The organism is Streptomyces axinellae, from assembly GCF_039532135.1.
Taxonomy (GTDB): domain Bacteria; phylum Actinomycetota; class Actinomycetes; order Streptomycetales; family Streptomycetaceae; genus Streptomyces; species Streptomyces axinellae.
In genome coordinates, this window is the sequence record NZ_BAAARJ010000015.1 from 80829 (window position 1) to 93823 (window position 12995).

Consider the following 12995-nt stretch of genomic DNA (forward strand, 5'->3'; position numbering starts at 1 on the left):
GAGACATGACTCACCACGACCGCGATTCCCATGGCAACGAACCGCACCTCCCGCACACGGGAGGCGACCGACGACAGACACGCCCTGATGAGGACGAGTTCACGGACAGGAGCGCCGGGACTCCCTCATCCGGGAGTGACGTAGCCGACATCTCCCTGCGGGGGCCGGCCGAGCTCGCTGACGCGCTGCCGTATCTCCTCGGCTTCTACCCCGACGACTCCATCGTCGCCGTGGCTCTCCACGGGCCGCGGGGCCGCTTCGGCGGTCGCCTCCGGATCGGGATTCCCGAAACCGAAGACGAGAGGATGGCGCTGGCACCGCAGGTGGCCGAATGCCTGGACGCCAGCTCGCGGGCGCGCGGTGCGAGTCCAGACGGCGCCATCCTCTTCCTCTGCCAGGAGCCGGGCGAAGGCAGCAGTGGCAAAGAGGTCATGGAGCGGCTGAAGCCTCTCGTGCAGCGCTTGCGCACCGCGTGCGGTGAACTGGACATGCCTGTCTACGAGGCTCTGTGCCTCTCTGGCGGACGCTATTTCTCCTACTGCTGCCCAGACCCCCGCTGCTGTGTGCCCGAAGGTATGCCATTGGCGGAGCCCGGCACCTCGGCGATGGCCGCTGCGGCGACCTACGCCGGCGTGCAGGTGCACGGCTCCCTTCGCGACATGGAGAGTCGCTTGACTCCCCTCGGGCCGCCGTTCGCGGAAGAGCAGGAGCGGGTGCTCGATGCCGTGAGCGCGGAGCTGACCCAGCGCATGCTCACCGTCGAAGGGCGTCAGCGGGTGTGCAGCGACACCCTGGCGCTTGTCGGGCACCTGATGGAGCGCCTCAACCATTCCGTACCGAAGAAAGCGGGGACCCACACAGTCGCCGACGCGCACGATGACGGACTGCTCAGTCATGAGGAGGCCGCCGCCGTGATCCTCGGCCTCCAGGACCGTAGGACGCGTGATCAGGCGGCGGAGTGGATGGAAGGCATGGAAGTGGGCCCGGCCCTTCGACTCTGGCGGGCTCTTTCCCGTCGCTGCGTCGGGCCGTACACCGAACACGCAGCCGCCTTGCTCACCCTGACCGGCTGGGTCGCCTGGTCGGGAGGGGACGGGCCCACAGCCCGGGTAGCCCTGGGGCTCGCCCTGCGCACCGATCCGGACTACCTCTTCGCGCAACTCCTCAACCAGGCATGCAACGAAGGGCTCGACCCCGAGCTGATCCGCCGCTTTCTGCGCGCTGATCGGGAGCGGCGCGCGTCCGACGACGAAGGCGAGCAGTCCGACGCCTCCAAGGGCAGTGCCCCGTGACCCTCAAGGCCACCCGCCGTTCATTTGAGTGGCGGACGGAGCGCACCCGTACCCCTGTTGTCCCGGCCCTATCCGGTCCGCCGAGAAAAGGAAGCGGAGGAACACGCATGTCCATGGGCACGGAACCGACGGCATCATCCCGGCCCGCCACGGCGTCAACACGGGCACCTGATCGCGCTGCGCCGAAGCGGACACACCCAGGAGCCCCGGCCGGACGTCCTGCGGAGCACAGGACGGTGCACTCCTCCCTCATCTGCGCCGCCGCCCCCGCGCTGGCGATCTCTCCAGAACATGGCCAGTTGCGCGGAGAAGGGCTCGACGGCTTCTACGACAGGGGAAGGCGGGTGCTGGCCAGTTGCCAGCTTCGTCTGTCGGGCCAGGAACCGGTGCCGCTTCAGGGACGTATGGTGAACGCGCGGCAGGCGCGTTTCCTCGCCGCAGCACGCACTCCGTCCGACAACGGACCGGATCCTCAGATCATGGTCGAACGGCTTCGGTCGGCCGACGGCACCGAGCGGATCACCGTGCGCAGTTGCGCCACACGCCCCCTCCATATCCCGCTGGAGCTGCGTCTGGGCACCGATCTCGCACAGCTGGGGACAGTCGCGGCCGGCGCATCAGGCGTCGCACTGACACCGACCGTCCATGGGAACGGGCTGCGCTGGAGCGATCAGGGGGTGCACGTCACCGTTACCGCTCACCCCGGCCCCGACACCGCCTGGGCATCGGCGGGAGTTCTCCAGTGGGAGTGGCAATTGGACCCCGGCGAGAGCCGGTGCCTCGTTCTCGGCATCAAACTGTATGAGCCCGAGCACAAGTCCGGAGTCCGCCTCCACAGCGGAAGGCTGCGGGCGGAGGCCAGTGCAAAGGGGATGCACGCGGTCGGTCCTCCCCTCTGGGAAGGCTTTCGTGCGGAGGGCGATGATCCCAGGGTCCACCGGCTGCTGAAAACCTCCCTCGACGATCTCGGGGCTCTGTTGCTCCGGGCCCCCGAGAGCCCATCCGACCTGTTCTTGGCGGCGGGAATGCCGTGGCGCTGTTCCCTCGCCCCGGCCGAGTCTCTGCGCGCTGCCCGGATGCTGCTCCCCCTGGGCACGGCGCTGGCCGCAGGGACAATGCGCACTCTCGCACGGAGTCAGCACACAGGCCGAGGTTCGGACAACGGAAAGATTCCCGGGACGCTTCGTCACGCAGGCCCCGGAGCCGCGCCCAGGTGCACTGGGATCGAGGCCACGCTGCTACTGCCCACAGTGCTGGCGGAGGCACGGTACTGGGGGCTGCCGGAGCGCGACGTCGAAGGGCTCCTGTCGTCGGCCGAAAGCTGTCTGCGGTGGATGCTGAAGGCATCCGAAGGCGGGCCCTTCCTTCCCGATCCGGCTCCGCACGGTCCTTACCGCTGCGAAGTCCAGGCGCAGGCCCACCGCGCGGCGGTGCTGGGTGCAGAGCTGCTGGATGCCTGCGGCAAGGAGGGCGGGGCCGAACTGCGCGACTGGGCAGCGGAGTTGCGAACGGACTTCGCAGGGGTGTTCTGGTGCGATGCCCCCGGAGGCGGTCGGCCGCTGGCCCTGCTGTCACCCACGGGGGCCCGCGACAGCCACCTGGGCTCGGCTGCCGTCGAGCTACTGGATACGGGGCTTTCCCCGAAGGGACAAATGGCTCCGGGCATGCTCGACCCAGTACGCACGGAGCAGCTCGGCAGGCTCCTCAACGGCCCCCAGATGGATTCCGGATGGGGACTGCGGAGCCTCGGCGACGGCGAAGACGGGCACAACCCGCTTGGCCATCGCACCGGAGCGGTGCGGATCCAGGAGACGGCCACAGCGGTGACGGGATTGCTCGCCGCCGGATACGAAAGGGAGGCGTGCTCATTGCTCCGTGGGGTCGTGGACGCGGCGGAGAGATTCGGATACCGGCTGCCGGAGATGTACGCGGCAGAGCAGCGCACCGAAGGCAGCGCGCCGCTCCCGCACCCGGCGGCGTGTCGGCCCTCGGCTGTCGCTGCGGCCGGCGCTGTGCAGCTGCTCACCGCGCTCGCCGGGGTCAGGCCCGACGCTCCGGCCGGAACAGTGGCCGTCCGGCCGGTGGAGTCGGCTCCTCTGGGAGCGCTCAGGCTGAGCGGGCTGAGGGTGGCGGAAGAGCCGTTCGCGGTGCGAATCAGCCGAGCCGGTATGGCGGTGGTCGAGGAGGCAGCGGAGCGCCTCCATCTGAGCAGCTGAGGCGAGGTTTCGAACGGGTGGGGGAGCGGTGTACGGGGTGAGAGAAGGAGGTGGACCGATGCTGGAGAACGGACTGTTTATCGTCAGGGAGACGACTATGATCACGTCATGCCCTACGACCCGTCGGCCTACCCGCCCTTTGCCGTCACCGTCGACCTCGTGGTGCTCACCGTGCGCAAACACGCACTGTGCGCCTTGGTGGTCCGCCGCGGCGGACCCCCTTTCCAGGGGCGCTGGGCGCTGCCGGGTGGCTTCGTCCGGGGCGACGAGGATCTCGAAGCCGCTGCGGCGCGTGAGCTCACGGAGGAAACAGGGCTGCGGCCACACGTATCCGGGGGCCAGAACGCGGGCGCACACCTTGAACAGCTCGCCACCTACGGGGCACCACGGCGGGACCCGCGGATGCGGGTCGTCAGCGTCGCCCATCTCGTGCTCGCCCCCGACCTGCCCTCGCCCACCCCGGGCGGCGATGCGCGCAGCGCCCGATGGGCGCCGGTCGGCAGTCTCTCCGGGACCGATAGCGGCGCGGAGTGGGACGGTACGGAGCAGCAGGAATCACTGGCATTCGATCATGGTGAGATCTTGCGGGATGGTGTGGAGCGGGCACGATCGAAGATCGAATACTCCTCACTCGCCACTGCCTTCTGCCCTCCCGAGTTCACTGTGGGCGAGCTGCGCAGAGTCTATGAAGCGGTGTGGGGAGTGGCGCTCGACCCGCGGAACTTCCACCGGAAGGTGACGGGTACCCCGGGATTCCTGGTGCCGACCGGCGGAACGACGACCCGTCAAGGAGGGCGGCCCGCACAGTTGTTCAGGGCGGGCGGGGCGACGTTGCTGAATCCCCCGATGCTGCGGCCAGAGGTCTGACCTGGACACGCCCTGGGACGGGAGCACGATCCGTCAGGAGCGCCCGTCGAGCGGGTTGCCCTGAAAGTCGGAAATGTCGCGTTATCTTGCAGAGGTGCGTCCGCCACGCGTTCTGCGGGAGAAGTGATGATTCAGGCCATCGGCCTCACCAGTACGCCCCGGCGCAAGCGACTGCCGTGTGTAGACGACCTCACCTTCGAGGCGTGCTCTGGCAAGGTCACTGTGCTGTTGGGACCGGCTGGTTCGGGTAAGAGCGAGGCGCTGCGGCTGATGCTGCAACTCGTCCCGGGGCGAGGCGTTGCGCTGTTCAGAGGACGCTCAGTGCACCGGATTCCCCATCCGGCCAGGGAAATCGGAGTGCTGCTCGGAGACGTTCCAGGGCATCCGGCTCGCACGGCGCGGAGTCACCTGCGGATGCTGACGGCGGTGGCGGGAGTGCCGTTGGACCGGGCGGACGATGTGCTGGACGTGGTGGGACTCAGCGGCCTTGCCCACCATCGGCTGGGGGATTTTTCGCTGGGGATGGACCGCAGGCTGGGAATGGCTGCCGCGCTGTTGGGCGATCCGCACACGCTGGTGCTGGACGAGCCGGCGCGGGGGTTGTCCCCCCGGGAGGCGAGTTGGCTGAACGGGCTGCTGCGTGGTTACGCCGAGCAGGGCGGGCTGGTGCTCACCACCTCTCGGGATCCGAAGGAAGCGGCGCGGATCGCTGACCGGGTCGTCTCGGTCGACAGCGGCAGGCTGGTGGCGGACCAGGACGCCGAGGACTTTTCAAGGACGCGGCTGCGTCCTCGGGTGGCGGTGCGGACGCCGCACGCCGAGCGGTTCGCGGCGGTGCTGACTCAGGAGGCGCGCGGCGCCGAGCGTTCCCAGAGGGGGCGCGGGGTTGTTGAAGTGGTGTGTGACGGGGGGAGCAGGGTTTCGGTGTATGGGAGCAATTGCGCGGCAGTGGGGGAGTCGGCATTTCGGCACGGCATCCTTGTGCACCAGTTGGCAGAGGAGATCGGCGATGCCGGGGACAGCCACCACCCCGGACCGTTGGCGAGGGCTGACGGGCGGGCGCCCGGCGAAGTGACGGCGGTTCGGACGCACGACTTGCCCACGGAGATGGAGAGCGATGGGCCCCGGGGGCCGGAGGCGAGCGGTGAGGGCGGTGGCGCGATGCTGGTTGAGGCCGCGCGTATCGACTGCGAGGTGGAAGTCGATACCGATTCCGGGGGCAGCCTTACGCTTGCGACGGCGGTTGCGAGTACGAGTGAGGTCGGGTCCCGGCCGATGCTTCAGCCCGAGGCCGATCCTCAGCCCCGTTCTCAGGCCGAGCCTCCGGCCGAGAGCCGGAGCGCGGGAGGACCGGGGCCTTCGACAGGGCACGCTTCGGTACCCGCGCCTGGAACGTCGCGTCGCGCGTGCGGCGGCGAGACCGAGGTCAGGGCGGATGCCGAGACCGTCACGGGGATGGGGATCAGCAACCTCGTCAGCGGCGAACCGCCCCAGGGCTCAAGTTGCGCTGGGGGTGGCGGGCACAGCGGGGGCGACGGTCGCCGCCGTGGGGCCGAGGCGGCGGATGTGAACGCCGAGACGCAGGGGAGAGAGGTCCGGCCCGAAGTGACGCCGCATCCCGACGAGCGGTTGAGCGAGCCGGAGTCGGAGGGGTTCCGAGGCGACGCGGAAGAGGCGCTGGTGCGGGTGTCCGCCGCGGCGCGGGGCGCAGAGGGCCGGGAGCCGAAAACTTCTGCGGCCTCGGTCACTTCCCCGGCGGCTGCTCCCCAGGGCCCGATCGCCTTGGAGATCTCGGCTGGCCTGAATCCATCTGGTTCTCCCCTCTTGGGAGACGGCGCAGATTCTGCTCCTCCGGAGGCCCTTGATGCCCCCAGTGCTTTCGGGTCCGCGCTCACATCCTCATCTACCTCCACAGCACCGTCCTCACCACCTCCGTCTTCGACCGTTCCGACAGCTCCCCCTACTTCGAACTCTTCAGCCACTCCAACAGCCCCGGCCCCGACCACACCCCAGACGCAGGCCTCGGTCTCCTCGGTCTCTTCGGTCTCTCCGAACGGGGCAGAGCCAGCCACTTTGAACCCCTCCACTCCTGTGTCCTCCCACCTCGCCCCTGCCGACGCCACGCCAGCAGCCCCCGCACACTCGGCCACGCCTCCCGCCCCTACGCCTTCCGCGCATCCAGGAGTTCGCTCGGAAGGGCGCGGTGTCTCGGTGGAACTGCCGCCTCGTCTGCCCGTGGCCCGCAGGTCGGGGCCGGTGGCGCCGGTGCGGTATGAACTGCGGCGACTGTTCGGGGTGCGGACGCCGTGGGTGGTGCTGGGACTGGCGCTGCTGTCGGCACTCGCAGTCGCCGTGGTCGTTGCGCGTGCCGGCGGAGACGCTACAGACGAGCACGTGGCAGGTCTGTCCCCGGCAATGAAGCTGCTGACCGGCTGGCCTCCGGGCTCACCGTTCCTCGTGCCGCCCGCGGCGCTCGCGGCGGGGCTGCTGGGGGCCCTGGCATTCGGCCAGGAGTTCAGATATCCGGCACTTGTTCCCGCTCATGTGCCGGTACCCAGGCGTCTGGGGCTGTTGGGGGCCAAGCTGCTGGTCTCGGCGGGCACGGCCGTAGCGCTGTGCCTGGTCACAGCGCTGGTCAACGGAGCAGCACTCACCTTGCTGTACGGCATGGACAGCGGCGCTCTGACGTTCCCCGCCGGCACCTTCGACCTCTCCAGTCTCTTGGTCCCGGTCGGGCCGGCCGGGGCCGGAGCGGCAGGTCTCTCCATCGGTGCGCAGGTCGCGCTCGTACTGATGTTGAGCATCGGCTGTGCGTGGGCGGGTGTGCTGGCGGCGGGAGTCTCCCGGTCAACGATCGTTGGGACAGCGGCTGTTGTCGCCGTTCCCCTGCTTGTGGCACCGCTGGTGCGCAAGTGGCTGGGTGGTCCCGGCGCTCAGTCCCTCGAAGGACTGCCCGAGCGGCTGCGGTCGACGATGCTGGTTCCATGGCCTCCGGGGGCGGAGCAGTGGTTCACGGTCGTGCTGCGCATCGGGGCCCAGCCGGTGGGTCGGGCGTTGGCGTTGTCGCTGACGGTCCTTCTCTGCGCCTACGCCCTCACCTCTTTGCGCGGGCGTCCAAGACACAGATAACCCCATCATCCCGGGCGGGTGTGGTTCAGGAGCGGAGCAGGCCCCGCTCTCCCACGCGGGCGCGCTCCCCGGGCCCCACGGAAGCTCACGGGTGAGAGGCAATCGTTCCCGAGTTCACCGAATTCCGTCAGATGTTCGTCGGCGTCCAGCGGCAACCGGGCCTCAGACGTCCGTGATGCCGCTGACCACCGACGACGCCGTCCACCCATTCCGATAAGGCGTCAATTGTGCGAAAGTCAGCGATCACCCTTTCGTGTGCTTTTCACCATAGCCCTCAAGGCCGTCTCAAGCCCCGCCGACACAAATGGTCGTGACTACCCTTGCGCACTCCATGATGACCGCGGCTCGCCCCGTCGACACCGGCCTCGTTGGCCCGGGTGAGCTGGACCGCTACGCGTACGCCGAATCCACGGGAACGGCGCGTACCACCACCAACGCCTCGGCGTGGGAGGGTTCTGAGGCTGACATGAATCGTGTGGGCCGGCGTGCGACCGGTAGCCGTGGCCGTGGTCTGCACGGCCAACTCGTCCAGCAGCTCGGCCAGATGATCGTCTCGGGGGACCTGGGGGCCGACCGCCCGCTCGTCCCGGAGGAGATCGGCCAGCGCTTCGAGGTCTCGCGTACGGTCGTGCGCGAGTCCCTCCGGGTCCTTGAAGCGAAGGGCCTCGTCAGCGCGCGGCCCAATGTGGGCACCCGGGTCCGACCTGTCAGTGACTGGAATCTGCTGGACCCCGACATCATCGAATGGCGGGCCTTCGGTCCTCAGCGCGAGGGCCAGCGGCGCGAGCTGTGCGAGCTGCGCTGGACCATCGAACCGCTGGCCGCCCGCCTCGCCGCCGGTCAGAGCCGTGAGGATGTTCAGCAGCGGCTGGCCGACATGGTCGAGATCATGGGCCACGCACTCGCGCAGGGAGACGGGCTCACCTTCTCCCGTGCCGACGCCGAGTTCCATGGTCTGATCCTTCAGGCTGCCGGCAACCGGATGCTGGAGCACCTCTCCGGGATCGTCTCCTCCGCCCTTCAGGTCTCCGGGGGCCCCGCCACCGGGTGCGAGCGGCCGAACGAGACGTCCGTCGCCCATCACCACCGGGTCGTCGAGGCCCTGGTCTCCGGCGAGGCCGCCGTCGCGGAGGCCGCGATGCGGCAACTGCTCGGCGCGCACACCGAGCCGGTCGCGGCAGGACAAAGCGCGCAGTCGGCGCCGGGGCAGCCCGCTCCGGCCGGACAGCCGGCGCAAGCCGGCCCCGCGGGACACGCCGTTTCCTCGGGGGCGAGTCAGCCGCCGCAGTCGGGTACCGCCGCGCCCGGGGGTGCCGACCACGTGGTGCCGGCTCCGCGCGAGCACTGACGGCGGGGCGGGCGAGCGGCGAGCACCAGCCGTCTTCGCGGGCGTGGCCGAGTGCCGGAACCTGTGAGAAGCCGGTCAGCCGGCTTCGCTCCGTGCCGGTGGCGCGACCCAGCGCTACTGGCCCAGTCCGCAGCACAACAGCGCAACAGCACAACAGCACAACTGTCCGCAGCACTACCGCAAGCATGTGCACGACCACGCGGCATCTCAGGCGCCGCGACGCCGCCGGGACCCGACTCGGTCCACCTCGGTGGGCCCGTCGGCTCCGACGGACCTGCAAGTCCCGACGGCTCGCGTGGCGCCGCAAGACCAGATCCGGGTTCGGCGAGTCCTGTGGAAGTGACGGCTTCGGGTCAAGGGTCTGCCGCACCGTCTCTGTGAGGCCACTCCCGCCCTCCCGGATCCTCTGCGCCTTTCCGGCGGCCTCTCCTCCCGGCGATGTTCCCCGTGACTTCCACTGCGGGGAGGGCCGGGCGCCCGCGGCCTCGCTCTTCCCAGGACCGGCCCCGGTACGTACGGCCGTGCCACCGGAACCCGGTGGCACGGCCGTACGCGCGGGGTGGCGGAGACCGCCCTTGCGCACCACGTCAGGTCGTTTCACCCGGTTTCGCCCGCGTATGGGCAGGTACACGGTGTGACTCGGGCCACGTGAATTGGGCGTAACGCTTCGCGTTGCAGCGCGATGACTCAAGAGGTGACAGCCGAGGAAGGAATATGGACGCTCCATCCGGGGCTTTTGTCCAAGTCGTTGTTTCTTCACTGCTCCGCCCGCGCCGCCGGTTCATCCCCACCGGTGGTCCGCCGTTTCCATCGTTCCGAGAGGTTGTTCGTGTCGGCCAGCACATCCCGTACTCTCCCTGCGGAGATCGCCGAGTCCGAGTCCGTGATGGCGCTCATCGAGCGGGGGAAGGCTGAGGGGCAGATCGCCGGCGATGACGTGCGTCGGGCCTTTGAGGCTGACCAGATTCCGCCAACCCAGTGGAAGAACGTTCTGCGCAGCCTCAACCAGATCCTCGACGAGGAGGGTGTGACGCTGATGGTGAGTGCCGCGGAGGCCCCCAAACGCACCCGTAAGAGCGTCGCAGCGAAGACCCCGGCCAAGCGCACCGCCACCAAGACGGTCGCCGCCAAGCCCACTGCTCCCAAGAAGGCCACCCCGGCGAGCGCCGCTCCCGCCCCGGCCGTGACCGCGGGGGCGGACGACCCCATCGCGGGTACCGGATCCGCGGGCGATCCGTCGAAGCCCGCGGCCAAGAAGGCCGCCGCCAAGAAGCCCGCGGCGAAGAAAGCCGTGGCCAAGAAGACCGCGGCTCCCAAGAAGGCCGCAGCCAAGAAGTCCGTCGTCGACGAACTCCTTGAGGGCGACGAGGAAATGGCGGAGGAGGTTCCGGGCAAGCCGTCGGGCAAGCCCGGCGCCGAGGACGGTCCTACCGCCGAGGTCAAGAATGAGAACGAGGGTTTCGTTCTCTCCGACGACGACGAGGACGACGCCCCGGCGCAGCAGGTGGCCGCCGCCGGTGCGACGGCCGACCCGGTCAAGGACTACCTCAAGCAGATCGGCAAGGTCCCGCTCCTCAACGCCGAGCAGGAAGTCGAGCTCGCCAAGCGGATCGAGGCGGGGCTCTTCGCCGAGGACAAGCTGGCCGCTGCCGACAAGCTCGCGCCGAAGCTCCAGCGGGAGCTGGAGATCATCGCCGAGGACGGCCGACGGGCCAAGAACCACCTGCTGGAGGCCAACCTCCGCCTCGTGGTCTCCCTGGCCAAGCGCTACACGGGGCGCGGCATGCTGTTCCTGGACCTCATCCAGGAGGGCAACCTCGGTCTGATCCGCGCCGTCGAGAAGTTCGACTACACCAAGGGCTACAAGTTCTCGACGTACGCCACGTGGTGGATCCGTCAGGCCATCACCCGCGCGATGGCAGACCAGGCCCGCACTATCCGTATCCCGGTGCACATGGTCGAGGTCATCAACAAGCTCGCGCGTGTGCAGCGTCAGATGCTCCAGGACCTGGGCCGCGAGCCCACCCCGGAGGAGCTGGCCAAGGAGCTGGACATGACGCCCGAGAAGGTCGTCGAGGTCCAGAAATACGGCCGCGAGCCGATCTCGCTGCACACCCCGCTCGGTGAGGACGGCGACAGTGAGTTCGGCGACCTGATCGAGGACTCGGAAGCGGTCGTCCCGGCGGACGCCGTCAGCTTCACGCTCCTCCAGGAGCAGCTCCACTCCGTCCTCGACACGCTCAGTGAGCGCGAGGCGGGCGTCGTCTCGATGCGCTTCGGCCTGACCGACGGTCAGCCCAAGACGCTGGACGAGATCGGCAAGGTCTACGGCGTGACGCGTGAGCGCATCCGTCAGATCGAATCGAAGACGATGTCGAAGCTGCGCCACCCCTCACGCTCGCAGGTCCTGCGGGACTACCTCGACTGAGCCTGAACGCGAGCGCGCAAGGGGGGCGCGACAGGCGGCGAACGAGCGAGAGCGAAGCCGGGGAAGGCCCGTGCAGAGCCGATGACGAAGGCCGGTGACACCCCGCACTGCGGGGTGTCACCGCCCTTCGTGCTGCGTGCGGACGACAGGGTGCGCATCCGGGGCCCGGGATGCGGCGAGCGTGGACCCGGAACACCCTGGGTAGTCACGTAGTTCCGTACGGTCAGGAGGTCGGTCCCATGCGACTGATGCGCTGTGAGCGAACACGCGCCGCCCGAATCCCGAAGAACCTGGGAAGCCATGTGTCCGTCATGGTGACGGCACTGATAGTGACCCTGCTCGTCCCGCTGGTGCCGCAGGCCGCCGCGCATGACCAGGACCCGGACCGCGCCGTCATCGGCGGCTACCCCGTGCGTGCCGAGAGCCACCCCTGGGTGGTGGCGCTCTCCAGCCGTGCCCGGTTCGGGTCAGAGCGCTCGGGCCAGTTCTGCGGGGGAGCGATCGTGGGGCCCCGTACGGCGGTCACGGCGGCGCACTGCCTCAGCAAGGAGGTGCTGGGGGCCGAGCCCGGTCAGGTGGGTGATCTGAAGGTCATCACGGGGCGAGGTGACCTCACGGGCCAGACGGGCAAGGAGATCGCGGTCGCGTCCACAAAGGTCAACCCGGACTACGACAGCGCCAGCAACAAGGGTGACATCGCCGTACTGCGGCTTTCCTCCGCCGTGCCGGAGGGTTCCGTCATCCCAATGGCGGCCAAGGGTGACCCCGTTTACAGGCCCGGCACTCCGGGGTCCGTCTACGGCTGGGGGGACACCACGGGCGGCGGCTCGTACGCGACCTCGCTGCGGGCCGCCCACGTGAGCGTGCTGGCCGACTCCTCCTGTCAGCGCGCCTACCCGGGCAATTCCCAGGAGGGCACCTATGACCCGGGAACCATGCTCTGCGCGGGGGTGGAGAGTGGCGGCCACGACGCCTGCCAGGGCGACAGCGGCGGCCCGCTGATCGCCCAGAAGAAGCTGGTGGGCCTCGTTTCCTGGGGCGTGGGCTGCGGGGAGCGGGGCCGTCCAGGGGTCTATACGCGCATCTCAGCGGTCGATTCGGTGGTCAGGTCCCTCTGAGACTGACGGGCAGTGGGTGCCGCCGAGAGGCCCACTGGGCGCTCTGTCGGCGGATCGCGGGGTCCCCATGGGGCTCAAGCCCGGCCCGTGGGTGGGTGCGGGGCGGTGGCCATCGAAGGCTGGGCACTAGACGACGAGGGCGGGCGGTTTCCCGGATGCCCGGGGAACCGCCCGCCTTGCCGGCCTGTGCCGGAGTGAGCTCGTCGGATGCGTACGCGAGGGGCGTCAGATCAACGCGTCAGCGTTCGTCGTCGCCGGTGGTCACAGGAGCCGCGGTGAGCTTCTCCGTCTCGTCCTGTATCTCCGCGGCGATCTTCTTGAGCTCCGGCTCGAACTTGCGGCCGTGGTGGGCGCAGAACAGCAGCTCTCCGCCACTCACCAGAACAACGCGCAGGTACGCCTGTGCATTGCAGCGGTCACAGCGGTCGGCGGCCGTCAGCGGGGTCGCGGGGGTCAGAACTGTAGTCACGTCGCCTCTTCTCTAGCTCGACGAGCTGTCGTACCAGGGTCAACATCCAACCAGGCCGAAAACGTTCCCGCTCTGGCCTTAATTCCCGGAGATCGAACTGTCCGGGAGGCCGGGATGTTGCCGGTGGC

8 protein-coding genes and 1 pseudogene are annotated in these 12995 nt (G+C 69.2%); 8 read left to right on the forward strand and 1 reads right to left on the reverse strand.

Annotated elements, in window-relative coordinates:
- The first annotated feature begins 5 nt into the window (after positions 1-5).
- From ABD339_RS22230 to ABD339_RS22265, 8 genes and pseudogenes are all read left to right on the forward strand, one after another.
- The gene (locus ABD339_RS22230) at positions 6-1292 is read left to right on the forward strand and encodes a DUF4192 domain-containing protein (RefSeq protein WP_344568178.1); all 1287 of its coding nucleotides are present in this window, start codon (positions 6-8) and stop codon (positions 1290-1292) included.
- A gap of 107 nt (positions 1293-1399) precedes the next feature.
- Positions 1400-3508, forward strand: coding sequence for a glycogen debranching N-terminal domain-containing protein (locus ABD339_RS22235; RefSeq protein ID WP_425576056.1), 2109 nt, complete (start codon positions 1400-1402; stop codon positions 3506-3508).
- A gap of 108 nt (positions 3509-3616) precedes the next feature.
- Positions 3617-4375 carry an NUDIX hydrolase gene (locus ABD339_RS22240; RefSeq protein WP_344568180.1) on the forward strand — a complete coding sequence of 253 codons (759 nt, stop codon included), beginning with the start codon at positions 3617-3619 and terminating at the stop codon, positions 4373-4375.
- Positions 4376-4501: 126 nt separating this feature from the next.
- Positions 4502-5399 (forward strand): annotated as a pseudogene (locus ABD339_RS22245) (ATP-binding cassette domain-containing protein); the annotation flags it as partial.
- 1187 nt (positions 5400-6586) lie between these two features.
- Complete coding sequence (locus tag ABD339_RS22250; protein ID WP_344568282.1) at positions 6587-7504, forward strand: hypothetical protein; 918 nt, start codon at positions 6587-6589, stop codon at positions 7502-7504.
- 331 nt (positions 7505-7835) lie between these two features.
- On the forward strand, positions 7836-8852 hold the full coding sequence (locus ABD339_RS22255; protein WP_344568181.1) for a FadR/GntR family transcriptional regulator: 1017 nt from the start codon (positions 7836-7838) through the stop codon (positions 8850-8852).
- Positions 8853-9681: 829 nt separating this feature from the next.
- Positions 9682-11280: an RNA polymerase sigma factor gene (locus ABD339_RS22260; protein WP_344568182.1), complete on the forward strand. Its 1599-nt coding sequence runs from the start codon at positions 9682-9684 to the stop codon at positions 11278-11280.
- Positions 11281-11528: 248 nt separating this feature from the next.
- A complete protein-coding gene (locus tag ABD339_RS22265) occupies positions 11529-12398 on the forward strand; it encodes a S1 family peptidase (protein WP_425576065.1) in 870 nt (289 codons plus the stop codon).
- A gap of 238 nt (positions 12399-12636) precedes the next feature.
- Here ABD339_RS22265 and ABD339_RS22270 read toward each other — a convergent pair whose 3' ends face one another.
- Complete coding sequence (locus ABD339_RS22270; protein ID WP_326687554.1) at positions 12637-12867, reverse strand: DUF7455 domain-containing protein; 231 nt, start codon at positions 12865-12867, stop codon at positions 12637-12639.
- Positions 12868-12995 lie beyond the last annotated feature (128 nt).